The sequence below is a fragment of the Mycobacteroides sp. PCS013 genome (assembly GCF_049532645.1).
Classification (GTDB): domain Bacteria; phylum Actinomycetota; class Actinomycetes; order Mycobacteriales; family Mycobacteriaceae; genus Mycobacterium; species Mycobacterium gwanakae.
This window is the reverse complement of sequence record NZ_CP150131.1, coordinates 4247849-4271289: the sequence shown is the minus strand read 5'-3', so window position 1 is coordinate 4271289 and position 23441 is coordinate 4247849. Positions and strand designations below refer to the sequence as shown.

Genomic DNA, 23441 nt, shown 5'->3' with positions numbered 1-23441 from the left:
TGTGTCGATGAAACTGGTGGTGTGCCCGTGGTGGTGGCGGTTTCTGGTGCTCGCGGCGACGCTGTCGCTAATCCAGATCCCGATGTGGGTGTTGCTGCTTGCTGATCGGCAGACAGGTGTGTGGCCGGTCGTGCTGCAGGCCGGGGCTATCGGGGTGGTCACCGCGGTGCTGATGACAGTGGTACAGCAGCCGCTGCACCGCTCAGTGGTGGCGATCTTGAGCAGTCTTGACCGGGCCCAGCGACGCGAGGCGATCATCTCGGTCAGGCGTGGCCCGGTGCCAGTCGATCCGGTGGTGCTTGCCGCGGGAATCCGTTTGGGCACACTCATATTGGGGCTCAGGAAGCAAACACCGCGGTGGTTGATGCGGTTCCAGTGGGCGATGCCGGTCGTGATGCTTGTGGTGGCCGTCGTCTCTATCGCCACCGCCGACATACGCCGTAGCGTCCTCTACACCCTGCTGATGTTGACGCTGGCTGCCACGTTTTGGTTCAGCGATCACACGATGCGCCGTACAAGTGCCCGTGTCGAACTGATGCAGTCGCAGCTCGTCCAAGTAGTCGGTGGTGTGCCGCTACCGGAAGTCACGGTCGTGGTACCGCCGCCCATGTTCGGCCGGCGCCTCTGGCTGGCGATCGGGGCCACAGGCCTGATCATCGGCATCACCGCGGGGGCGATGGCCTACCTGCAGCGCCCACGCACAGTGTGGCAATGCCGCCTGGCCACCGAGATCGTGGACACGGTCCTGGGGCACGAGGCTCTGCTCCTAGGAAAGCACGCAGCCTCACCGCAAGGCCCTACTGTCACCGATTACCAGAGCTGGTCCGACCAGCTCAGCAGCCTGGCTGCACAGGTATCCCGAACCGACCTAGCCCCACCTGCTCAGCACATCGCCGAATTATCCGGTCAGGCCACAGCACTCATACGCCAAACCCAAACCCCCGGTGCGGTACAGACCGGCTGGAACGACGCCTACTTCGCGGTCAGCAAACAGATACTCGATGAAACCGGAAAAATCCAAAACATCTGCTATCGACACTGACCAAAATAAGATCGTCGGCAGAGCTCAAGGAACGGCCTGCCTCCGGTTTAAAAACAGGTACTTAAAGCGGTAAGAATTGGTGATTATCCAGGCAGCGCATAGTCATCTACCTTGAAACGGAAGTCGACCTTGTCGCCCTCGATCTTTGTGACGGTGAGGGTCAGACCCGCTTTCTGCCCGCCTTCGCTCATCACGCATCGTTGGGTCGCGCCCACAGTCGCGTCAAGAGGCCCATCGCATACAACCGACTCCACTTTGCCGCCAAATTGACTCTCAAGGCGCTCGGCCGCGATCTTCCCCGCTTGTTCTTTTGGAATCTGTCGTGCGGATAGGGTTGGTGGTGTTTCGGACGCTATCGTGCCAGCATGCCACGTCGACGTGACTGAACACCCGGATGTCGTAAGGGCAGTCAAAACAAGAGCCGTCGATACCAGTCTGTATTGCATTGTTGCGCTACTCGCTTTCTTTCACGAGGATCGAATCGAACAGCTTTCCGCGCTCAACAGATCCAACGATGATTCCCTTTCCGAGTGACGAATACACGCGCTGCCCAAAATGCCTCCGCGACAACGTATTTCTCTTTTCCCAATCTGCGCGGATCTGGGCTAGGGCAATGATGGTCGCCTTGTGTGTCGTTGCTTCAACGCCGATTTCGGCGAGTACGCCGGTTGCTCGCGCTGACGAATCACGCTATCTGGCGTTCTACACCCCACCGAATCCCCTGCCCGCAGGCGCGCCGGGAGATCTCATACGAACGGAGCCTTCCGAGCTGGTCCTGGAGCCTTCCGGTCAGCTCGGCTCATTCGTGGGGACCGGAACTCGAATAATGTATCGCAGCACGGATGCTCAAGGTCACCCCGTGGCGGTCACTGGCACTCACATAGAGCCTGACCTACCCTGGGCCGGCAGTGGACCCCGCCCGCTGCTTGCCTATGTCACAGCCCCCTACGGAATGGGTGAGCAGTGCGCTCCCTCTCGCCTGTTCAACCAGGGCATCCATGCTTCGTTGGCCACGGGTTTCGACCTTATGTTCAATCTCGAGGAAGGATTCATCGCAACGCTACTGGCGCGGGGCTACGCCATAGTGGTCACCGATGGCGTCGGACTGGGAGTGCACGGCCAGATGGCACCGCAGTTCCTGAACCGAATGGCGGGCGGTACGGCACTCAACGACGCGGCGCGTGCGGCGATGAAGCTGCCCGACACCACGTTGTCGCCCGACGGGCCCGTCGCCTTCTGGGGCTGGCTGGCCGGCGGCGGACATTCCGCGTTGGCAGCGGCCGAGCTGGCTAGCGCCTACGCACCCGAACTCAACGTTGTCGGAACCTATGCCAACGGCGCGACGACCGATCTCCCCAGCATGCTGCCACCCCTTGACGGGAACATGCTGGCCGGGACCATGGGATGGGTGCTACGTGGTATTCAAGAGGCGTATCCCGAGATGGCACAAGCGATTGCGAATTCCTTGACCCCGCGCGGTGCGGAGATGCTGGCCAACACCAGTCGGCAGTGCATGTTGCAAACAGGCGTCGACTACGCGTTCCGACATCTGCAGTCATGGTTCAAGGAAGATCTCTATCAAACGGTACAGGCAGAGCCGCTCCACTCAATCCTGGCGATGCAACGCATTGGTAATGTGAAACCCACTGGACCAGTATACCTTTCACACAATCGGTGGGATTCTTTCGCGCCATATGAGTCGGTTGAGGCCACTGCGAGAGATTGGTGCGCGCTGGGGGCCGACGTCACCCTGTGGACCAACGAACAACCACCGTTCCTCAATAAAACGAACACCAACGCCCTATTGACCGCCTTCGTCGACGGCGAACGCAGCATGGCTTGGATCGCCGACCGTTTCAACGGGGTCCCCACCACACCCAACTGCAGCTGACACTATTGCCGGGACTGTGCAGTAATCGGTGTTTGGCCTGACACGCTGGGCGGATTGTCCGGTGGGAAAGGTGCTGTGATGACGACACTGGATGTTGTGGCAAGAAAACCGAAGGTCGAACCGTCAGCCGAGGAGCAGGCGGCGGCCGGGTTGGTGCGGCTAGCCAAGGAACAGGGGCTATCGCTGACGGCCCAGATGGGCTGCTCACGCTGATCACTAACCGGGTGCTGGAAACTGCGCTCAATGAGGAAATGACTGAGCATCTCGGACATGAGAGGAACCGGCCAGACCCGGCCCGGGAATCGACGAGTACTCGCAAATGGCACCCGATCCAAAACGGTGCTCACCGAGAGCGCCGGCCAGGTGCCCATTGAGGTGTCCTGCGACCGGGACGGCACGTTCGCGTCGTCAAGAAACTCCAGCGCCTGTTGAATGGTGTCGATGAGATCGTGTTGTCGTTAGCCGCGGCCAGCTGGCGATTGCCTTCAGGCACTGGATCGAACGGACGTGTCGCAAGCGGCGCAGCCAAGATGCCCTCGGCAAACTCACTCCCATCGAATTTGAGGTAATAAATCCGGCCGTAATCGCGGCCTAGAAAGTTGACCGAACCGGGTAAGCCAAGCTAGGGGCAGGCTCAACCCGCTAGAAATGCGCGCCACTTACACCGTTAAAGTGACAGTCCTAAGCTGCGACGGGCACTGCGCGAGGCGGTTGCGTTCGTGTGTATACAGATTCGTTGCATGCATCTTCGGATGGCGTAGCGTCAGCTGGCCAGGTGGTATCGCTCGTCAAGGGATGCAAACGATTCGGTATTTTTCTAGTTTGTCTTGCCGCGGATATCCCGTGGTGGGTTCGCTCCTGTCACTGTGAGGTTTACGCCGAACCAGTGTCTCAGGGCGTGTTTGAGACCGTCGTGGTCGGGTTGCTCGGGTGTGCCGGCCCATGCGACGAAACCGTCCGGTCGGATGAGCATCCGGTCGGCAGCCACCGGCTCGACCGGACTGCCGACGACGAGGGTCACGCGGTCGCCAAGCTCCCCGCGGAAATCGAGGGTGCCGTCGCCGGTGAGGTCGAGTAAGAGAGGTTCGCCGTCGCGGGCTAGCTCGGCGAGTCGTTTTCGTCCGGCCGGGGTCTCGATGGTCAGGTCGGGTACCCACCAGCCGGCGAGTTCGTGGGCACCTTCGGGTACGGGATAGCGAATGTCGGCTCCGGAAAGCAGGTTACTGATACGGCTGGCAGCCTGCGCGTCTGCGAGTAGTTCGCCGAAGACCTCTCGCAATGCCGTGGCTTCGGGTCCTGGACGAATGAGCGCGAGCTGTGCCCGGCTACTGGTGAGCACGCGCAGGGCCATCGGCCTGCGTTCTGCCTCGTAGGTGTCGAGCACAGTCGGGTCCACACGGCGGTGCACTACGTTGGCGAGTTTCCAGCCCAAGTTGACGGCGTCTTGCAGACCCAGGTTGAGCCCGGGGCCGCCCATGGTGAAGTGCACGTGCGCGGCATCGCCGACGAGAAAGACGTTCCCTTCGCGGTATCGGGACGCGATGCGCGAGTTGATGCCGGCGAAGCGGCGGAACTCCACGTCTTCTTCTGCACCCGCGAGCCGCACCGGGAAAGGGGCGCCGATGATGCGCTCGACGCTCTCCTGCAACTCCGCAAACGTCATCGGCTCAGCCTCGTGTTCGGGCGCACGCTCATCACGTGCTGTGGGATCTAGCTCTATTGAGCCGAGCAAGGGCGGCTTGCCCGCTGGTTGTCCCCAGAAGTACAAGCCGCGCACGCCGCGCCGGAAGGGCAGTGGGCCACCTACGTCGTCTGCCCAGTCGTAGGGCGGCAGCACCCCGAACGCCAGCCGGGTAACCACATCTTGGGAGGACATACCGGGGAAATCGATCCCGGCGAGCTTGCGCGTCAGACTGTGCCCGCCGTCGGCACCGACTAGATAGCGGCAGTTCAGCTCGTACGGGCCGTCCGGCCCCTGAACCTGAGCGATGACCAAGCCGTCATGCTGGGCAAAGCCGGTGAGTTGATGCTCCCACCGTACGTCGATCCCGCGCTCGCCAGCCTCCCGCGCCAACGCCTGCGCCAGCTCAGCCTGCGGCGCGGCGAGCATGTACATCCGCGAGTCGGGCGCCTCGCTGAAATCAACCGGCAACGCACCGAATGAGAATTCTGCGATCGGGCGGGGGCGATCGGAGGTGCCGGACAGCTGCTCGTAGAGCCCCCGGTGGTCAAGCAGACGCGGCCCTTGGCCCGTCACCCCAGCTGCCCTCGGCCCCAGGTTCGGCCCGGGCGTCGGGTCGAGCACCAAGGACTTAACCCCAGCCAGGGCGAGTTCGCAGGCCAGCATGAGGCCGTTCGGCCCTGCCCCGGCGATGAGAACGTCGATCATGATGCAGCTCCTCTTGGTGTAGGTGCGGACAGACCCGCGCAGAAGCGGTCGAGTACCTCGTGATGGTGGCGAATCGCCGAGGCTGCGCTGCACCCCTGGATCAGGGTGCGACGTTTCTGGTGCGACGCCTAGATGTCGATGACGACTTTGCCGTGGACGTGCCTGCCGGCTTGAAGCTCGACCGCAGCGCGGATCTGCTCCATTGGGAAGCTTGCTGCGATGGGTACCCGAAGTTGGCCCGATGCAACAAGATTGGCGATCTCATCGAGGGCTCCGGCGGTGGCGTTGGCGCCGTTGGCCGCGGTGATGTCGTCGACCTGCGCAGCGATGGTGGTGATCCGCTCGTCGGGTACGCCGAGTTCTCGCGCGGCCTGCACAGTCTCGGTGCCGTGCAGGTCGATCGCGGCGGTGACGCCCGCGGGAGCTAGCGCGCGGACCTGCTCGACCAGGCCGTCACCATAGGAGACTGGCTCTGCCCCCAGAGCGCGTAGGGCCTGGGCCGACGATGCCGATCCCGTCCCGATCACCTTCGCGCCCGCGATGCGTGCGAGCTGGACGGCGAACACGCCGACCCCGCCGCCAGCGCCGCCGACGAGCAACGTGTCCCCTGGACCGGGACCGACAACGGCAAGTGCGGCAGAAGCCGTAGCGCCTGCGATCGCGAGGGTCGCTGCAGTGCGGTCATCGACCCCATCGGGGGTGTGGTGGGCCTGGCCGCCCGCCGCCATGGTTCCCGCAGCGTCGATAACGACATAATCGGCCACCGCACGCGAGAGGATCCCACCGAAAACCCGGTCACCGACCGCGAAGTCGGTCACACCGTCACCGACCTGATCGACGACGCCGGCGTAGTCGGTGCCGAACCCGCACGGCAGCCTCAACCCGAACCGGGCGGCGGTGTCCGCATCAGATGTCATGAACCAGTCCATTGGGTTCAACCCGGCCGCCCTCACACGTACACGGATGTGGCCCGCGCTGGCCTGCGGTACTGGTATCCGGCCCAGAGTCAGAACCTCGGGGCCGCCGAATGACTCAAGCTGGACGGCTCGGCCAGTGGCCAGTGACGTGTCGACGGGCTGTTCTTGCATGCTCAACCTGCTCTTTCCTTCGACAGAATAGAACGGAAGTGGACTATGCTCCGTTTCCGTGAGCAACCCTAACATAAAACGGAGCGTGATCCGTTTTGGATGACCTGGAGGATCGACGAACGAGAGCCGATGCGACTCGCAACCGCGACCAACTCCTCGAGGTGGCCACGCGCGTGTTCGCCTCCTCCGATGCCGAGCCGTCAATGCGCGCAATCGCCCGCGAAGCGAGAGTTGGCATCGCGACCCTCTACCGACACTTTCCCAACCGAGAATCCTTGGTTGACGCGGTTTACCGTGATCAGGTCGCGCGGCTCGTCACCGGCGCACGCGAGCTGCTCGCACAGCTCCCCCCGCCGGAGGCGCTACGGCGATGGATGGACCTATTCGGCGACTGGATCGCCGCCAAGAACGGCATGCTCGACACACTGGTCGCGATGGTCGAATCCGGCGAGATCGCGCACGCGCAGACCCGAACCGAGCTGCTCGCGGCTATCGACGACATCCTCAACGCTGGGCGCGCGACCGGTGAACTCCGCGCCGATATCAGCGCCGAAGACATTGCCGCCGGCCTCATCGGCGTCTTCACCGTAGCTAAGCCGCCCGAGCACAAGGCCCGCGCGAACCGCCTCTTGAACATCCTCATGGATGGCCTTCGCACCACACCCTGAAAAACAGTCGGCCTATTCCGCATTTCCACCCTGGATCGGGTGGCTCGCCTGAAACGAGCCGTTCACCGAGCCCGTCACCTTAGTTTTTCTTCTAAATCATGAACGCTTGCATGCCGCGCACTCCCGCTGGCGAGACCACGGAAAATTAAGCTATGTCATTTCCTACTGCTAGTGGCGATGACTTCCTAGTGGGCATAGCGGCTCGCGTCGTAGGTGTGGACTGCCGAGGGGTCTTGCAGTAATTCGTAGTTGTGGGCGGCGGTATCTACGAAGGTTGCAATGCTTATCCGGCGTCGCGATCTCTGCAGTACGCCCTTGGATGGTCCGTCTGAGAAGATGCTGGCGCGGTGCACAACCCATGCGATGTCTTGAGCCTGTTCCACTAGGTATTCGATCACGGCCTCGTTGTCTTCGTGTTGCCCGGAAAGGCCGTTGATTCTAACGAGGGTGTTTCTCATCAGCCATTGGAATGGCTGAAGCCGTCCTTTATATGGTCTTGTCGCGCTGCCCGCCTGATAGAGAAAGCGATCCACGCCGTGCCGTCGCATCGCTGGTATCAGCTCCTTCACGAAATTCGCATTGACCTTGCTGATCCTTTGCGCTTTGGCGTCGCCGAGCATGGCGACGACGCAGTCGACGCCATGCACTAGCTCCTCAAGGATGCCGGGATCGGAGATGGAGCCCTTGATCAGCGTCAGATTGGGACTTTCGATTCCGAAGTTCTCCGGACGGCGAGCGAGGGCGCGCACCGCATGACCCCGTGCGAGGGCGAGAGTAATAAAGTGGCGCCCGGTCCTGCCGGTCCCCCCGAAAACGAGATAAGTCGATTGCGGTTCCATCGTTTGCGTCTCCTGTTGTAGTAGAAATCATCTGGGTAGGCGCCGCTCGGCGCTGACTGGCGGCCAAAGTTGCCGCGAAAACTCCCGTGGAGGCAGGCCCTTCGCTCATCATCGTTGAACGTCCGTATCAGCTGTACTGGCGACCGATCTCGGGCAGGATGATGAGCTTGCCACGCTGGGCTGCGCCGTTTTGTTCCAACTCGTTGAGCGCCGGGATTGTCTCCGCGAGCGGCGCTGTCCGGGCGATCGGTATCCGCAGCGTCCCTTCGGCTGCGGCTCGTGCGATCGCCTCGATATCGGCTGTAACTGTTTGAGCGATCACGACGCGGAAGGGGCCGGGGACGGCGCTTCTCGCCACCTTGGCTGGACTGGGGTGGACGCTGACGATCCGACCGTTCCGGGTCAGCATTTTCCTGGCGTCTTTGACCGGCATCGTGCCAGCGGTGTCGAGGACGATGTCGAATCGTCCCTTGAGTCGGGTCGGGTCGAAGTCGAACTCGACGATGGGATCGATCTCCAGTTCGCGGGCCTCACGTTCCGCGCCGACGCGACAGCTACCTGCCACGGCCGCGCCGCGGGCGGACGCGAGTTGCACCGCCGAGCGGCCGACTCCCCCGAGACAGCCGTGCACGAACACCGATTCGCCAGGTTGCAGCTTCCCCTTTGCGAACAACGCCTGATAGGCAGTGACGCCGACTATCGGGATGGAGGCCGCAGCCTCGAAAGACAGTCCTGCGGGTTTCTTGACGACGCCCTTCTGCTCTGCGACGACCGCCTCGGCGAACGCGCCCGCCCACTTGATGGGCGTCGCACCGAGAACGTCGTCACCCACGCGGACACTAGTGACATTCTCGCCGACGGCCTCGACGACGCCGGCGAAGTCGTGACCCATTCCTCGTGGGAAGCTGCGACCGGTCACCATTTTCATTGCGCCGTTGCGGATTCCGAAGTCCATCGGGTTGGCTGCTGCCGCCCGCACCCGGACGAGAACATCGTCAGAGCCGAGTTTCTGCGGCTCGAACTCTTCGAGCCGCATGACTTCCGGGCCGCCGTACCGGTGGTACTGAATTCGTTTCATCGTGGTCATATGAGGTCTCTAATCAAGGGCGTCGGGATTCACCTGGGCAGAGTCAGCGCCAAGACTGTGAAGGTGTGAGATGTTCCAAGAACCAGTCCGTGGTGGCCGCGGTCGTCACGTCTTTCCAGTCGGTGTAGACCGAGTAGTGGTGACCGTCGACCTTCAGCAGTGACTTGGGCTCTCCTGCTGCCGCGTAAGCGGAACGCTGGCCAGCCAGCAGGGCTGGGTGCTCCTGTTCGGCGAGGATCATCAGCAGCGGCTTGGGTGAGATTTTCGGAATCAAGTAAGCGAGATCATCCACGACTGTCGGTGCGAAGGATTGCAGCGAAATTCGCTTGCGCCAGTTACGCCTCTCCTCTTCGCCGTGCGTGATCAGATAGCTCCCGGGCTCGCTGTCTGGGGGTGCATCCATGGAGACGTAGCGCGGCTCCTTGCCGAGAAGGCGGTCACGCTGGTCTTCGAAGATGGCTGCTTCTAACGTCGCGACGTCGCTGTCTGGCAGCATCATGTCCACCCACAGCCGGCTACTTAGGGACACGCCGGGAACCTGTGCGACGACGCACTTGACTCGCGAGTCGATCGCCGCGGCGGCAAGGACATTGCGGCCGCCGAGACTGGTTCCCCATAGCCCGATTCGGGCGGGGTCGAGTTCAGACACGGTGGTCGCGTAGGCGATCGCGCCCAGGAAGTCTTCAATCTGGCCGCAGTGGTCGACCTCCTCGCGTGGGCTCCCATCGCTGTCACCGAAGTTGCGATAGTCGAAAGCGATTGCCGCGATGCCGACACTGACCAAAGTGTCGGCGAGTTCGGGAATTGTCCACTCCTTCAGCCCGCCGAAACCGTGGGCGAGGATGACCACCGGATGCGGGCCTGGACCGTCCGGTACTTGTAACCATCCGCGCACCGTGATATCTCGCACGTTGTATTCGATGTCCCGGCGCTTCGGGCGGGTGGCGGCATTAGACATTGAACTTCCTCCAGGGGGTTAATTGGGTGCCATCCGGTGATGGCACGCTGGGTCTTGTCTCAGTCCGTCACCAGGTATTCGGCGCCTGCGGCCAGCGCCAAGTCGGGGCCGAACAGCCTGCCCGGCGTGAACGCACCGGGACGACCCTCTCCCGCGGCTAGTCGCTGGGCCACCTCGGTGACGGCAGCGGCCGTGTACGCCATGGCGTCGCCGGTGCGCAACCAGCCCTCACGCACGCGACCGGACGGCCATTCGATCCGGGCACGGCCCCACGACGATCGGCGCGGACGCTCTTTGGCCGTGGTCGTCGCGATGCGGGCGAGCTGCCGAGCGGCGAGCCTGGTCATACCTGGCAAGTGCAGCAACGCCCCAACCGCTGGCAGCGCCGCCCGGATGGCCGGGTTGGCCGGGGCAAGGGCCGAGGCGCCGATTACCGCCGGTGCGCCGCTAGCCTGCCAGGCCGCAAACAGATCACCGCTGTTCATAGAAGCAGTGGTGACCACATCGCCGTCGGGGGTGGTCAATCGTTCGGCCGCGCCGCCAGCCGCAGTGCGTACCAGCCGACCATGGCGCACCTCACGTCCACCGTCACGCAACCCCTGCACGATGATGGCGGCCAGCGCTTCCCCGATGATGCCGGGTTCGGTCGCCACCGACGCGATGGCATCGACGCGTACTCGCGACGGCTTTTCCTCGCCAGCCAGCAGATGCAGCAAGATGCTTTCGGTCGCAATCACGCCGAAGCCCGCCCCGAAAACCACGGTGCGGCCAGCTGCCGCCGCCTCGTCATCCATGCCGTGGAGCTGCTCGAACGCGACCAGTTCGTTGGAGACATCGACGTAGTGCGTGCCTGGCGGGCACGCCCGCACGACCTGCGCCGCCGTGATCGCAAATGGCCCGACCGTGTTGATCACGACAGCCGGCGCCTCCGCGGACAGCCGCGCGCAGACCTCCTCAAAGGAGCCGGTAACCGCCCGGCTATGTGGACTCACCTGGGCCAGCCGCTCCCGATCGCGGCCGGCCACCACCACTTCGGCGCCCGCCCGCCGCAAAAGATCCACTGTCTCCCGGCCGATCCGGCCGGTCGCGCCCAGCACCCAGATCTCACTGGTCATTTTCAGCCCTATCGTGATGACACGTCATGTCATCAGTATTGCATAGCGTGGCACGACGTGTCATCACTAGAATCTGTCGCTATGGGTCGCTGGCAACCGGGTGCGCGAGAACGGCTCGAACAGGCTGCACTTGACCTCTTCCTTGAGCAGGGCTTCAACGAAACCACCGTGCCGCAGATCACGGCGCGCGCCGGGCTCACAACCCGAACATTCTTCAGGTATTTCGCTGACAAGCGTGAAGTGTTATTCGCCCATGAGGAATTGGTGCCCAGTCAGGTGGCCGACCTCATGGCCGGGGCTCCGCCGTCGCTAACCCCTATGGAACTGATCACCGAACGCCTGGCCCCCGCCGCAGCCCAGATCTTCGCGGGTCGCAGCGTCGAAGATCTATTACGCCGCCGCGCCGCCGTCGACGCCGAACCGGCTCTGCAAGAGCGTGAGCTGCGCAAATTCACGCTGATGACGCAGGCTTTCGAGCAGGGCTTCCGCGACCGCGGCACCGACGACCTGACCGCCCGGGTAGCGGCCGAGATCGCTGTGGCCACGTTTCGGATAGCGACGACCCGCTGGCTCAACCAGCCCGGCGACCCGGACCTTTCAGCCACGATCAACCAGACCCTAGCGGCCATAAGGCAATTGACGAATACGCCGCCGATCCGAGGCCAGCAGCCCGACCGCGGAACGCCGTAGCCAGACGAATAGGTGAGTCTCTTGCGGAAGGGGCCACGTCGAAGAAACGTTGCCGCTGAGACAACCGTGACCAACTGGCAATAGCCATCGCGAACTGGATCGAACGGACGTACGACCGGCGGCGCCTCCAGCGTGCCCTCGGCAAACTCCCACCCATCGAATTTGAGAAAATCAACAAAGCCGCGATCGCGGCCTAGAAAGTTGACCGAACCGAGTCAACCAAACTAGGGGCAGACTCAACCCGCGCAATAAACGACGGATCACATTGGTCAAATTGTCGCTTTCGCCTTGGGTCTTCAACCATCAAGGACCACTAGCCGGGCCTATGTAATCGTAAGCACAGCAATGGCTTTGAAGGATCGCACGTGATAGTGCTGCGAGTCACAGCTAAGAACGAGACCGACATCGTATGAGTGGAAAGCCCTGCGAAATCCACGAGGATCGAGGGCTGGGCTAACCGCAGAGGGACGCCTACTGTGCCCACGCAGAGGTGTCCGCCGCACCCCCACCTCTACACAGCCGAGTAATCCGGAAAATGAGCGGTTCTGTGGGCAGGCGACGTTCCGAAGAAGCGCTGACGGTAGCGCTGGACCCGGCCCTCACGTGCGGTCAGCCGCGATCCAGCTAAATCGCCCCATGGCCCCCGTGCACGCTGCCCGCATGATGTACCCACGAGGGCGCGACCACAAACCAGGCCGCTCCCGCCGTGTGAGCACCGCCGACACCGCGGTGCTCACCGATCCCACGCTGGGCATCAAAGTGATGGCCGAAAATCTCGGGCGCTCCGTGGGTTCGGTGTATGACGCGACGCCGCTTCACCCGCGAAGTCACCCCCAGCACGGCACCTCCACCGGCTGGCAATACGGCTGCAAACGCACCCCCTGCCAGCAGTACAACAGAGACAGAATCGCCATGCCGCCTTTGTTCAGATCGGGACGCGAGCTCCGAAGTCCCGAACCCGTGGAGATCTACGCAACACTCCCGGAAAGCGGTCGAAAGCAAAGGTCAGGAACCCTTTCGAGTTCCTGACCTTTTGCCGTTGAGTCGCCCAAACCACTCCTTGTGGGCGAAGGGGGACTTGAACCCCCACGTCCCGAAGGACACTGGCACCTGAAGCCAGCGCGTCTGCCATTCCGCCACTCGCCCCAACGACCGCGAGAGCCTATCACGCTCCCGGCCTCATCTTGGAACCGCGAACAGCCCGCCAGAGCCCGCGCACACACGTCAATCCTCTCAAATGGCGAGCATAGAAGGCCTCTTGGTGCAAAGACGATGTCGTCTCGTAATAGAGGAGTGGGTGCCGACGATCATCAAACCGATACGATCTACTCGAGATCCGCTCGTGGCGGAGCGCTGTGTCATGCGCTCAGAACTGCCACGCGACCGCCGAAAGGAGGAGGCATGGGAATTGTCCAACGCTTCGAACGCAAGCTAGAAGACGTGGTCGGCGATGCCTTCGCCCGCGTATTCGGCGGCAGCATCGTCCCTCAGGAAGTGCAGGCCTCACTGCGTCGCGAGGCCGCCGACGGCGTCCGGTCAGCGGGCCAGGGACGGCTGCTGGCTCCCAACGAGTTCTTTGTTCTCCTCAGCACCGGAGATCACGAGAAGGCGGCCGACGACCGCGATCTCAACGCAGACACGTTCGCCGAACACCTGCGCGAATATATTCGCGATCAGGGGTGGCAAACGTATGGTGAAGTTGTTGTCCGATTCGAACAATCACCGAACTTGCACACCGGCCAGTTTCGCACGCGCGGTGTGGTCAATCCCGACACCAAGCGGGACCGTACGCACGGCGCCGTGACGACTGCCCCTTCGACCCCGGATCCACAACCAGGAGCATCCATGACTGACAACCCAGGTCCCCAGCAGGGACGCCCCGGCGAAGAGTACGGCCGAGAGGACGACCGCTACGGACGTCCCGAACAGGATCCACGTGGTCAGCAGCCTCCGCAGGGTGACCAGGGATATCCCCCGCGCCAGGGCGGCTATGGACAGGGCCAGCAGTACGGCCAGGACTACGGTCGCCCACCGGCCGGCTACGAGCAAGGCGGCTACCAGCAGCGCCCGCCGCAGCAGGGCGGATACGACCAAGGCGGCCGCGGCGGCTACGAGCAGGGCGGCTATGGCGGCGGTCAGGAATACGGCCGTCCCCCGGCACCTCCGCAGCAGGGCGGCTACGGCGCCCCGCCTCAGCAGGGTGGATACGGCGAGCCTCCCCGTCCCAACTACGGCGAGTACGAGCAGGGCGGCGGCTACGGTGCACCGCAGGGTCCGCCTCCCGGCCAGGACTACGGTCGTCCCCCGGCCTACCCGCAGCAGGGTGGCTACGGTGCTCCGCCGCAGCAGGGCGGATACGGATCACCTCAGGGTGGTTACGGCGAGCCCGAGTACGGCGACTACGAGCACGGCGGCTACCAGAGCAGTCCCGACTACGGCGCCCCCACTGGAGGCGGCGCCGGTGCCGGTCGCACCACTGTCACGCTGCAGCTGGACGACGGCAGTGGACGCACGTACCAGTTGCGTGAGGGCACCAATGTGATCGGCCGTGGTCAGGACGCCCAGTTCCGTCTGCCCGACACCGGTGTCTCACGCCGCCACCTCGAGGTGCGCTTCGACGGGCATGCCGCGCTGCTGTCGGACCTGAATTCGACCAACGGCACCACCGTCAACAACGCACCGGTCACCGAATGGCAGTTGGCCGACGGCGACATCATCCGGCTGGGCCACTCCGAGATCATCGTTCGGGTCCAGTAGGGGGCAGGAGAACCGCACCCACAACGCCGCGGTCGACACAGGCTGCACGTATCGAGCCCCGGCGGGTAACCCGGCCAAGTATCGTTGCCCTGCCGAATATGTCCGGTCTTCCGGACACCCTCGCCGAGGCGCGATGGACCAGCGAGAGGAACGACAACCGGATGCAGGGACTGGTGCTCCAGCTCACCCGCGGTGGGTTCCTGTTGCTGTTGTGGGTGTTCATCTGGTCGGTGCTGCGCATACTGCGGACCGATATCTACGCCCCCACCGGTCAACTGATGGCCAATCGTGGTTTGAACCTGCGTGCGATCAGTCCCGCGAAGGCGGGCCGGCGGCAGATGCAGTACCTGCTGGTGACCGAGGGCGCCCTGGCCGGCACCCGGATCACCCTAGGCACCCAGCCCATTTTGATCGGCCGGGCGGACGACTCAACACTGGTGCTCACCGACGATTACTCGTCGACGCGGCACGCGCGGCTATCGCCACGCGGGGCCGATTGGTACGTCGAGGATCTAGGATCGACCAACGGCACATATCTGGATAGGGAGAAGGTGACGACGGCGCTGCGGGTTCCCCAGGGGACGCCGGTACGGATCGGTAAGACAGTGATCGAGCTGCGCTCGTGACACTGGTGCTTCGCTACGCAGCGCGTAGCGACCGCGGACTTGTGCGGTCGAACAACGAGGACTCCGTCTATGCCGGTGCCCGCCTCTTGGCATTGGCCGACGGCATGGGCGGTCATGCCGCCGGTGAAGTGGCCTCACAGCTGGTCATCGCGGCGTTGGCCCCACTCGACGACGATGAGCCCGGCGGCGATCTGCTCGATACGCTGGCCGACGCGGTGCACTCCGGTAACGCGGCGATCGCCGACCATGTGCGGGCCGAGCCCGAGCTCGACGGCATGGGCACCACGCTGACGGCTTTCCTGTTCACCGGCAAGCGGCTGGGCATGGTGCATATCGGCGACTCACGCGCATACCTGATGCGCGATGGCGAGCTGGCGCAGATCTCCAAGGACGACACCTTCGTCCAGACCCTCGTCGACGAGGGTCGCATCACTCCGGAACAGGCGCACAACCATCCGCAGCGCTCGCTCATCATGCGCGCGCTCACCGGCGCTCCGGTCGAGCCCACTCTCGTGATCCGTGAGGCGCAGGCGGGTGACAGATACCTGCTCTGTTCGGACGGGCTGTCCGATCCGGTGAGCCACGAAACCATCGCCGAGGCGTTGGAGATCCCCGATGTCTCCGCCGCCGCCGACCGGCTCATCGAGCTGGCGCTGCGCAGCGGCGGACCCGACAACGTCACCGTCGTCGTCGCCGATGTCGTGGAGCTGGACTACGGACAGACGCGCCCGATCGTGGCGGGGGCGATATCCGCCGATTCCGACACCGACACCCCTCCGCCGAACACTGCCGCCGGACGGGCCGCCGCCATCCAGCGCGCCCTCAAAGAACCCGAGCCCACTCCGGACGAATCCGATAGTGACACAGCCGATTCCGAAGCCACACGGCCCAAGAAACGCCGGCTCCGCTGGCTGATCGCGGCGGTGCTCGTGGTGTTGATCGCGCTGGCCGGTCTGGCGATAGGCCGCCGCGTGGTGCTCAACAACTATTACGTGAGCGCCTACGAAGGCAACGTCTCCATCATGCAGGGCGTCCAGGGCTCACTCCTGGGTTATCGGCTGCAGCGGCCGGACCTCGTGGGTTGCCTCGACAGCCGGGGCGACCTGTCGCTGGTGAGCTACGGCGAGTCCGCATCCAGCCTGTCCTGCAAGTACTTCAAGGTGTCCGATCTGCGTCCGTCGGAGCGTCAGCAGGTCGAAACCGGCCTACCCGGCGGCACTCTCGACCAGGCCATCGGCCAGCTACGTCAGCTCACCAAGAGCGCGTTGCCCCCGTGCGCGCCCCCCGCACCCAAGACGGCGCCGCCCGCACCGACCACCGCGGGTCGTTCTCCGTCCGCCACGTCCGGATCCCCCACGACGACGACCACAACCACGCGGCCGTCGCCCGCGCCCACGTCTCCGGCGACGCCCGGCGCAAGCACCACGCAGACCACAACATCCACCCCCGCGCCGGCGCCACTGCCGGCGCCACCACAAGAGCCGGGCGTCACCTGCCGGACCGTGTCATGACGACGGCGCCCCAAACCGCTGTAGTGGCCCGTGGGGCAGGCACCTCGCCACCGCCCCAATCCACACGACGTAGCGCGGAATTGGGGCTCCTCGGGTTCGCCGCCGCGATCACCACCGTGGCCCTGATCCTGGTCGAGGCCAACCTTGAGCGTGGTCTTTCCTGGGATCTATTGAAGTACGGTCTTGCGTACCTCGTCCTGTTTACGTTGGCGCATCTGGGAATCCGCCGTTACGCCCCCTACGCCGATCCGCTGTTGCTGCCGTGCGTCGCCCTGCTGAACGGCCTCGGGCTGGTGATGATTCATCGCCTGGACCTGGCGAAAGCGGCCGCCGGCGATGGCTCCGAGACTGTGGAAGCCAACGCGCAGGTGCTCTGGACGCTGGTGGGTGTCGCCGCGCTCGTCGGGATCCTGGCAGTCGTCAAGGATCACCGGGTGCTGGCACGGTACGGCTACACCTTCGGCATCGTCGGCATCGTCTTGCTGGCCATCCCCGCGCTGCTGCCGTCCTCGGCCTCGGAACGAAATGGCGCCAAGATCTGGATCGAATTGCCGTTCTTGTCGATTCAGCCCGCCGAGGCCGCCAAGATCCTGTTGCTGGTGTTCTTCGCGGCCTTCCTGATGACCAAACGCGACCTGTTTCGCACCGCCGGCCGCAGCTACTGGGGCGTGGAGTCGCCCCGGGCCAGGGACCTGGGCCCGCTGCTCGCGGTGTGGGCAATCTCCGTGGGCGTCATGGTCTTTGAGAAGGACCTGGGTACCTCGCTGCTGCTGTACACCTCATTTCTGACGGTGCTGTACATCGCCACGGCACGGATTAGCTGGGTGCTGATCGGCCTGGGCCTCTTCGTCGTCGGCGCGTTCTTGGCGTACTTCCTATTCGCACATGTGCGCGTGCGCGTCGAAACCTGGCTCGACCCCTTCGCGGATGCGGATGGCAACGGCTACCAGATGATGCAGTCGCTGTTCAGCTTCGCCACCGGTGGCATCTTCGGCACCGGTCTCGGAAACGGTCAGCCGGGCACAGTTCCTGCCGCCTCAACGGATTTCATCATCGCCGCGATCGGTGAGGAACTCGGACTAGTCGGCCTGGCCGGAGTGCTGCTCGTGTTCACCATCCTCATCGTCCGGGGCTTCCGCACCGCACTGGCGGTGCGCGACAGCTTCGGCAAGTTGCTGGCCTCCGGCCTCTCGGCGGCGCTGGCGCTGCAGCTGTTCATCGTCGTCGGCGGCGTCACCAAACTCATTCCGCTGACCGGGCTCACCACGCCCTGGATCTCCTACGGCGGCTCGTCACTGGTGTCCAATTACGTGCTGCTGGCCATCCTGCTGCGCATCTCGCATATCGCCCGGCGACCGCTCACCACCACCTCCGCACCCAACGCCGCCCCCATCGCGGAGGCCCGGACGGAACTGATCGATCGCGTATGAACACATCGATCCGCCGGGTGTCTCTCGTCGTCATGGGACTGGTCGTGCTGCTGCTGGCCAATGCCACTCTCACCCAGGTGTTCACAGCACCCGGACTGCGCGCCGACCCCCGCAATCAGCGGGTGTTGCTCGACGAGTATTCGCGCCAGCGGGGGCAGATATCGGCAAGCGGGCAGTTGCTCGCCTCCTCGGTGGCCACCGACAGTCGCTTCCGGTTCCTGCGGCAGTACGCCGATCCACTGGTGTACGCGCCCGTCACCGGTTTCTACTCGCTCAACTACTCCAGCGCCGGGCTGGAGCGCGCCGAGGACAGCGTGCTCAACGGATCCGATCCCCGGCTGTTCGGCCGCAGGCTCGCAGACTTCTTCACGGGTCGCGATCCGCGTGGCGGCAGCGTGGTCACCACCATCCGTCCCGATGTGCAGCAGGCCGCCTACGACGCCATGCAGCACGGCTGCAAAAACGGCTGCCGCGGCTCGGTGGTCGCGCTCGAGCCCTCCACCGGAAAGATCCTCGCGATGGTGTCGACGCCCTCCTACGACCCCAATCTGCTGGCCAGCCAGGACTCCGAGAAGGAGAACGCGGCCTGGAAGCAGCTGCAGGAAGACCCCGCCCAGCCGATGCTGAACCGCGCGATCTCGCAGACCTACCCACCGGGATCGACCTTCAAGGTCATCACCACCGCCGCGGCACTGGCCGACGGCAAGACCGTCAACACCGAGGTGACCGCGTCCCCAACCATCTTCCTGCCGGGTAGCAACGCAACCCTGGAGAACTACAACAGGACCTCCTGCGGCGGTGGCGACAACACCACCCTCAAGGAGGCGTTCGCGCGCTCCTGCAACACGGCCTTCGCCAAACTCGGATCCGAACAACTCAAGCGCGACAAGCTGGTCAAGGCCGCGCAAGCATTCGGACTCGACCACGAAATCGACGGCATCCCACTCCAGGTGGCTACTTCCACCGTCGGGTCGATGTCCGACGACGCGGCCGTCGCGATGTCGAGCATCGGGCAAAAGGACGTCGCGGTGACCCCCCTGCAGAACGCGATGGTCGCCGCGGCCGTTGCCAACAAGGGTGTGCTGATGCAGCCGCACCTGGTCGATAGCCTTAAGGGCCCAGACCTTTCGAATCTGTCCACCACCACCCCGGATGACATTGGCCAAGCCGTGACACCCGCTATCGCGAACACATTGACCGAACTGATGATTGCCTCAGAACAGCGCACCGCACAGACCGGAGCCATCCCCAGCGTGCAGATCGCATCCAAGACCGGCACCGCCGAGCACGGCACCGATCCGCGTAACACCCCACCGCACGCGTGGTACATCGCCTTTGCACCGGCATCGAGCACCACATCGGATCCTCAAGCCACGGCGGTCACCCCTAAGGTGGCCATCGCGGTACTCGTCGAAGATGGCGGAGACCGCGCCCTGGCGGCCACCGGCGGCTCCGTCGCCGCACCCATCGGGCGGCAGGTCATCGCCGCAGCACTACAGGGGGCCTCATGACAGTTCGTGTGGGAGAAACGCTTTCGGGCCGTTACCGGTTGCAGCGGCTCATCGCTACCGGCGGTATGGGCCAGGTCTGGGAGGGCACCGATAGCCGCCTGGGCCGCAAAGTGGCCGTGAAGGTGCTCAAGGCCGAGTTCTCGTCGGACCCGGAGTTCATCGAGCGTTTCCGCGCCGAGGCACGCACCGTGGCGATGCTCAACCATCCCGGCATCGCCAGCGTGTACGACTACGGCGAAACCGACATCGACAGTGAAGGCCGCACCGCCTACCTGGTCATGGAACTGATTCACGGCGAGCCGCTGAACTCGGTGCTCAAGCGCACCGGCCGACTGTCGCTGCGTCACTCGCTGGACATGCTCGAGCAGACCGGGCGTGCCCTGCAGGTCGCGCACGCCGCGGGCCTGGTGCACCGCGACGTGAAGCCGGGCAACATCCTGATCACGCCCACCGGGCAGGTGAAACTCACCGACTTCGGCATCGCCAAGGCCGTGGACGCCGCCCCGGTCACCCAGACCGGCATGGTGATGGGCACTGCCCAATACATCGCCCCCGAACAGGCCCTGGGTCACGACGCCACGCCCGCCAGCGATGTCTACGCACTGGGAGTTGTTGGTTACGAGGCAGTTTCGGGTAAGCGCCCGTTCTCGGGCGACGGCGCGCTGACGGTCGCGATGAAGCACATCAAGGAAACACCGTCACCGCTGCCCGCCGATCTACCCCCGAACGTGCGCGAGCTCATCGAGATCACGCTGGTGAAGAACCCGCAGAATCGGTACACCAGCGGCGGCCCGTTCGCCGATGCGGTGGCAGCGGTGCGTGCCGGTCGCCGCCCACCCCGGCCCAACCAGGCGCCGACCATCAGCAGGGCCACGCCGGCGGCCATCCCGCCCGCCACGCAGGTGCGGCCCGCCATGGGGACACCCAGCCGGGTTGCCCCGCCCACCTCCCGCACCCGACCGCCGACGGGCTCACACCGGCCGCCACCACCCCGGCGTGGCACGTTCTCGCCCGGCCAGAAGGCCCTGATGTGGGCCGCCGCGGTGCTGGGTATCTTCGCGATCATCATCGCGGCGCTCATCCTGCTGCGAGCAAGTGAGCAGAAGAATGACGTGCCGCTCCCATCGGCGACGACGCCCAGCAGCGAGGCACCCTCAAGTCCGGCTTCAGCTTCGCCAGGAGCGCTTGCGCCAGCTAATATCGTGGCTCTGCTTCCGGTCGCCGAACCGGACCCGATCACTGGGACGAAATCACCGTAATGACCACTCCGCAGCACCTCTCGGACCGCTATGAGCTGGGGGAGATCCTCGGCTATGGAGGCATGTCCGAGGTTCACCTGGCGCGCGACCAACGGTTGAACCGTGACGTCGCGATCAAGGTGCTGCGCGCCGATCTGGCCCGGGACCCCAGCTTCTATCTGCGTTTCCGCCGGGAGGCGCAGAACGCCGCCGCACTGAACCACCCGGCGATCGTGGCCGTCTACGACACGGGCGAGGCCGAGACACCCACCGGGCCGCTGCCGTACATCGTCATGGAGTACGTCGACGGCATCACCCTGCGCGACATCGTCAAGGACGACGGCCCCATGCCGATCCGCCGGGCGATCGAGGTCATCGCCGACTCCTGCCAGGCGCTCAACTTCAGCCACCAGCACGGCATCATCCATCGTGATGTCAAGCCCGCCAACATCATGATCAGCAAGACCGGCGCGGTAAAGGTGATGGACTTCGGGATCGCGCGGGCCGTGTCGGACGCCGGCGTCAGCGTCACCCAGACCGCGGCGGTCATCGGGACCGCGCAGTATCTCTCGCCGGAACAAGCGCGCGGCGAGACCGTGGACGCACGTTCCGACGTGTACTCCCTGGGCTGCGTCCTCTACGAATTGCTGACCGGCGAGCCGCCTTTCGTCGGCGATTCACCTGTCGCGGTGGCCTACCAGCATGTGCGTGAAGATCCGGTAGCGCCCTCCAAGCACAACCCCGAGATTCCACCCGGCCTTGATTCGGTTGTGCTCAAAGCACTTTCGAAAAATCCCGATAACCGGTACCAGAACGCCGCCGAGATGCGCACCGACCTCATGCGGGTCTATCAGGGCGAGCAGCCGGAGGCCCCGAAGGTTCTCACCGATGCCGAGCGCAGCTCCATGCTCAGCACCCCCTCCAACGCCAAGGCCTACCCGGCCTCTGGGCCGCAGACCAACCCGCTGCCCAGCCATTACGCAGAACCGCGGCGCAATCCGCTGAGCCGCTGGCTGGTCGGACTTGCCGCGCTGGTGGTGCTGACCGTGGTGGTCACCTTCGCCATCATCTTGGGCAACGGCCCCTCGCGTGATGTCCAGGTCCCCGACGTGACGGGCAAGTCCCAGGCCGACGCTGTCGCCGCCCTGCAGAACCTCGGGTTCAAGACCAAGATCCAGAAGAACACGAGCTCAAAGCTTGCTCCCGACAGAGTCATCGACACCGATCCCGCGAAGGGTTCTACCGTGACGGCCGGTTCCGAGGTGACTCTGAACGTGTCCATCGGGCCGGAGAGCCAGCAGGTGCCCGATTGCCATGGCCTCAGCTTCGGCGACGCGGTCAAGAAGCTGCAGGCCGCCGGGTTCAAGGGCACCTTCACCCAGAGCGAGACCAAATCGCTGCCCGAGGACAAGGGCCGGGTCATGGCCACCAACCCGCCGGCCGGACAGTACTCGGCGGTCACCAACAACATCACCATCGTTGTCGGTAAGGGCCCGGGGGAGAAGCCCGCGCCGGATCTGGTCGGGCAGAACATCGACGTCGCCCTCAAGAACCTGCCCACCTATGGCTTCACCGCACCGCCCACGGTGATTCCGGTCCCCAGCCCGGAATCGAAGGGGCAGATTCTCAGCACGAATCCGGCCGCCGGAACCATGTTCGCCGAAGATGGGGTCATCGAGATCCGGGTGTCTCAGGGCGGTCAGTTCCGCATGCCGAGCCTCGTCGGCAAGTTCTGGACCGATGCCGAGCCGATGCTGTATCAGGCCGGATGGCAAGGCGGAGGCCTGACCACCGAGGACGTGCCCTCCGACGGCAACAACCGAGCTCGCGTGGTCTCGCAGGATCCCCCGGCCGGTGCCGGGGTCAACTACAACGGACCGATCAAGCTGCGCTTCGGCGCGGGCTAGACCTCAGCCGCCGAGCGCGCTCACACGTCCGCTGACTCCGTCCAGCGCCGAGGCGACCTCTGCCTCAAGCGAGCGCACCAGCGATTCATCAAGGGGCGCACCACAATAGGTGAGCCAGTTGGCCAACATCCGGTGCCCGGCCTCGGTGAGGATCGACTCCGGGTGGAACTGCACCCCGTGAATCGGGTGTTCGGTGTGCATGACACCCATGATCACCCCGCTGGCGGTGCGGGCGATCACCCGAAGCCCCTCGGGCACGGTGTCGGGGAGGATCGTCAGCGAGTGGTACCTGGTGGCTGTGAACGGGTTTGGCAGCCCGCGCAGCACGCCGGCGTCTTCATGCTCGACAGTGCTCGTCTTGCCGTGCAACAACTCCGGTGCGCGGTCGACGGTGCCGCCGAACGCCACGCCGATCGCCTGGTGTCCCAGGCACACCCCGAGCAGCGGGGTGCCCGTTTTCGCGCAGGAATGCACCATCGCGATGGACGCGCCCGCGCTCTCTGGTGTACCGGGGCCGGGGCTGATCAGTACGCCGTCGAAGTCGGCGGCCACCGCATCGGTATCGGCCAGTCGCGGGTCATCGTTGCGCCACACCGTCGCGTCCACGCCGAGCTGACCCAGGTACTGGACCAGGTTGAACACGAAGCTGTCGTAGTTGTCGACGACCAGGATGCGCACAGGTCAAGGGTACGGA

Annotated in this window: 19 protein-coding genes, 1 tRNA gene and 2 pseudogenes; 13 read left to right on the top strand and 9 right to left on the bottom strand. The window is 64.4% G+C overall.

Translation table 11 applies throughout. The annotated features are described in order from the left end of the window. Position 1: 1 nt before the first annotated feature. The gene (locus RHO23_RS21255) at positions 2-1042 is read left to right on the top strand and encodes a hypothetical protein (RefSeq protein ID WP_193601908.1); all 1041 of its coding nucleotides are present in this window, start codon (positions 2-4) and stop codon (positions 1040-1042) included. Between the two features lie 83 nt (positions 1043-1125). Here RHO23_RS21255 and RHO23_RS21250 read toward each other — a convergent pair whose 3' ends face one another. After that, on the bottom strand, positions 1126-1488 hold the full coding sequence (locus RHO23_RS21250) for a DUF4333 domain-containing protein (RefSeq protein WP_193601849.1): 363 nt from the start codon (positions 1486-1488) through the stop codon (positions 1126-1128). 167 nt (positions 1489-1655) lie between these two features. Here RHO23_RS21250 and RHO23_RS21245 point away from each other — a divergent pair, with 167 nt between their 5' ends. Together RHO23_RS21245 and RHO23_RS21240 are read left to right on the top strand one after the other, a co-directional pair. Next, positions 1656-2933, top strand: coding sequence for a lipase family protein (locus tag RHO23_RS21245; RefSeq protein WP_082822333.1), 1278 nt, complete (start codon positions 1656-1658; stop codon positions 2931-2933). 78 nt (positions 2934-3011) lie between these two features. Next, positions 3012-3400 (top strand): annotated as a pseudogene (locus RHO23_RS21240) (transposase); the annotation flags it as partial. Positions 3401-3750: 350 nt separating this feature from the next. On the opposite strand, the gene RHO23_RS21235 reads toward RHO23_RS21240, so the two are convergent. Both RHO23_RS21235 and RHO23_RS21230 read right to left on the bottom strand, forming a co-directional pair. After that, the gene (locus RHO23_RS21235; protein WP_005087692.1) at positions 3751-5322 is read right to left on the bottom strand and encodes an FAD-dependent monooxygenase; all 1572 of its coding nucleotides are present in this window, start codon (positions 5320-5322) and stop codon (positions 3751-3753) included. A gap of 128 nt (positions 5323-5450) precedes the next feature. Further along, on the bottom strand, positions 5451-6410 hold the full coding sequence (locus tag RHO23_RS21230) for an NADP-dependent oxidoreductase (RefSeq protein ID WP_070915874.1): 960 nt from the start codon (positions 6408-6410) through the stop codon (positions 5451-5453). Positions 6411-6583: 173 nt separating this feature from the next. On the opposite strand from RHO23_RS21230, the gene RHO23_RS21225 reads away from it, so the two are divergent. Continuing rightward, positions 6584-7078 carry a TetR/AcrR family transcriptional regulator gene (locus RHO23_RS21225; RefSeq protein ID WP_005095988.1) on the top strand — a complete coding sequence of 165 codons (495 nt, stop codon included), beginning with the start codon at positions 6584-6586 and terminating at the stop codon, positions 7076-7078. A 185-nt stretch (positions 7079-7263) separates the two neighbouring features. On the opposite strand, the gene RHO23_RS21220 is transcribed toward RHO23_RS21225, so the two are convergent. From RHO23_RS21220 to RHO23_RS21205, 4 genes are all read right to left on the bottom strand, one after another. After that, positions 7264-7917 (bottom strand): NAD(P)-dependent oxidoreductase, encoded by a 654-nt coding sequence (locus RHO23_RS21220; RefSeq protein WP_005097562.1) that lies wholly within the window; start codon positions 7915-7917, stop codon positions 7264-7266. Between the two features lie 127 nt (positions 7918-8044). Further along, positions 8045-9004, bottom strand: coding sequence for an NADP-dependent oxidoreductase (locus RHO23_RS21215; RefSeq protein ID WP_005087687.1), 960 nt, complete (start codon positions 9002-9004; stop codon positions 8045-8047). A 43-nt stretch (positions 9005-9047) separates the two neighbouring features. Next, entirely contained in the window at positions 9048-9962 is a 915-nt protein-coding gene (locus RHO23_RS21210; RefSeq protein ID WP_005087686.1) for an alpha/beta hydrolase, read from the bottom strand. A 59-nt stretch (positions 9963-10021) separates the two neighbouring features. Then, on the bottom strand, positions 10022-11077 hold the full coding sequence (locus RHO23_RS21205) for a saccharopine dehydrogenase NADP-binding domain-containing protein (protein WP_005087685.1): 1056 nt from the start codon (positions 11075-11077) through the stop codon (positions 10022-10024). Positions 11078-11158: 81 nt separating this feature from the next. Here RHO23_RS21205 and RHO23_RS21200 point away from each other — a divergent pair, with 81 nt between their 5' ends. Further along, entirely contained in the window at positions 11159-11767 is a 609-nt protein-coding gene (locus RHO23_RS21200; protein ID WP_005087684.1) for a TetR family transcriptional regulator, read from the top strand. A gap of 65 nt (positions 11768-11832) precedes the next feature. Next, a pseudogene (locus RHO23_RS21195) lies at positions 11833-11964 on the top strand (IS3 family transposase); the annotation flags it as partial. A gap of 866 nt (positions 11965-12830) precedes the next feature. Here the strand turns inward: RHO23_RS21195 and RHO23_RS21190 are convergent. Further along, positions 12831-12913, bottom strand: a tRNA-Leu gene (locus RHO23_RS21190). Between the two features lie 255 nt (positions 12914-13168). On the opposite strand from RHO23_RS21190, the gene RHO23_RS21185 reads away from it, so the two are divergent. The 7 genes from RHO23_RS21185 to pknB all read left to right on the top strand — a co-directional run bounded on the left by RHO23_RS21185 (position 13169) and on the right by pknB (position 22747). After that, positions 13169-14524 (top strand): FhaA domain-containing protein, encoded by a 1356-nt coding sequence (locus tag RHO23_RS21185; protein ID WP_030098150.1) that lies wholly within the window; start codon positions 13169-13171, stop codon positions 14522-14524. A gap of 161 nt (positions 14525-14685) precedes the next feature. Continuing rightward, a complete protein-coding gene (locus tag RHO23_RS21180; RefSeq protein ID WP_030098149.1) occupies positions 14686-15150 on the top strand; it encodes an FHA domain-containing protein FhaB/FipA in 465 nt (154 codons plus the stop codon). Then, complete coding sequence (locus tag RHO23_RS21175) at positions 15147-16661, top strand: PP2C family protein-serine/threonine phosphatase (RefSeq protein WP_070915877.1); 1515 nt, start codon at positions 15147-15149, stop codon at positions 16659-16661. The genes RHO23_RS21180 and RHO23_RS21175 overlap by 4 nt, the downstream gene beginning before the upstream one ends. Then, on the top strand, positions 16658-18091 hold the full coding sequence (locus tag RHO23_RS21170; protein ID WP_057966662.1) for an FtsW/RodA/SpoVE family cell cycle protein: 1434 nt from the start codon (positions 16658-16660) through the stop codon (positions 18089-18091). The genes RHO23_RS21175 and RHO23_RS21170 overlap by 4 nt, the downstream gene beginning before the upstream one ends. Next, positions 18088-19602, top strand: a complete 1515-nt coding sequence (locus RHO23_RS21165; protein ID WP_423488299.1) for a penicillin-binding transpeptidase domain-containing protein — start codon at positions 18088-18090, stop codon at positions 19600-19602. The genes RHO23_RS21170 and RHO23_RS21165 overlap by 4 nt, the downstream gene beginning before the upstream one ends. Further along, positions 19599-20861 (top strand): protein kinase domain-containing protein, encoded by a 1263-nt coding sequence (locus RHO23_RS21160; protein ID WP_423488298.1) that lies wholly within the window; start codon positions 19599-19601, stop codon positions 20859-20861. Before RHO23_RS21165 ends, RHO23_RS21160 begins: the two co-directional genes overlap by 4 nt. After that, positions 20861-22747 (top strand): Stk1 family PASTA domain-containing Ser/Thr kinase, encoded by a 1887-nt coding sequence (gene pknB, locus RHO23_RS21155; RefSeq protein ID WP_423488297.1) that lies wholly within the window; start codon positions 20861-20863, stop codon positions 22745-22747. The genes RHO23_RS21160 and pknB overlap by 1 nt, the downstream gene beginning before the upstream one ends. Positions 22748-22750: 3 nt before the next feature. Here the strand turns inward: pknB and RHO23_RS21150 are convergent, their stop codons facing one another. After that, complete coding sequence (locus tag RHO23_RS21150) at positions 22751-23425, bottom strand: aminodeoxychorismate/anthranilate synthase component II (RefSeq protein ID WP_423488296.1); 675 nt, start codon at positions 23423-23425, stop codon at positions 22751-22753. Positions 23426-23441: the final 16 nt, after the last annotated feature.

Excerpts from the sequence above, each read along its gene's own strand:
- RHO23_RS21250 (WP_193601849.1), bottom strand. The coding sequence starts at position 1,488 with ATGCAATACAGACTGGTATCGACGGCTCTTGTTTTGACTGCCCTTACG.
- RHO23_RS21245 (WP_082822333.1), top strand. The coding sequence starts at position 1,656 with ATGATGGTCGCCTTGTGTGTCGTTGCTTCAACGCCGATTTCGGCGAGT.
- RHO23_RS21235 (WP_005087692.1), bottom strand. The coding sequence starts at position 5,322 with ATGATCGACGTTCTCATCGCCGGGGCAGGGCCGAACGGCCTCATGCTG.
- RHO23_RS21230 (WP_070915874.1), bottom strand. The coding sequence starts at position 6,410 with ATGCAAGAACAGCCCGTCGACACGTCACTGGCCACTGGCCGAGCCGTC.
- RHO23_RS21220 (WP_005097562.1), bottom strand. The coding sequence starts at position 7,917 with ATGGAACCGCAATCGACTTATCTCGTTTTCGGGGGGACCGGCAGGACC.
- RHO23_RS21215 (WP_005087687.1), bottom strand. The coding sequence starts at position 9,004 with ATGACCACGATGAAACGAATTCAGTACCACCGGTACGGCGGCCCGGAA.
- RHO23_RS21210 (WP_005087686.1), bottom strand. The coding sequence starts at position 9,962 with ATGTCTAATGCCGCCACCCGCCCGAAGCGCCGGGACATCGAATACAAC.
- RHO23_RS21205 (WP_005087685.1), bottom strand. The coding sequence starts at position 11,077 with ATGACCAGTGAGATCTGGGTGCTGGGCGCGACCGGCCGGATCGGCCGG.
- RHO23_RS21200 (WP_005087684.1), top strand. The coding sequence starts at position 11,159 with ATGGGTCGCTGGCAACCGGGTGCGCGAGAACGGCTCGAACAGGCTGCA.
- RHO23_RS21185 (WP_030098150.1), top strand. The coding sequence starts at position 13,169 with ATGGGAATTGTCCAACGCTTCGAACGCAAGCTAGAAGACGTGGTCGGC.
- RHO23_RS21180 (WP_030098149.1), top strand. The coding sequence starts at position 14,686 with ATGCAGGGACTGGTGCTCCAGCTCACCCGCGGTGGGTTCCTGTTGCTG.
- RHO23_RS21170 (WP_057966662.1), top strand. The coding sequence starts at position 16,658 with ATGACGACGGCGCCCCAAACCGCTGTAGTGGCCCGTGGGGCAGGCACC.
- RHO23_RS21165 (WP_423488299.1), top strand. The coding sequence starts at position 18,088 with ATGAACACATCGATCCGCCGGGTGTCTCTCGTCGTCATGGGACTGGTC.
- RHO23_RS21160 (WP_423488298.1), top strand. The coding sequence starts at position 19,599 with ATGACAGTTCGTGTGGGAGAAACGCTTTCGGGCCGTTACCGGTTGCAG.
- pknB (WP_423488297.1), top strand. The coding sequence starts at position 20,861 with ATGACCACTCCGCAGCACCTCTCGGACCGCTATGAGCTGGGGGAGATC.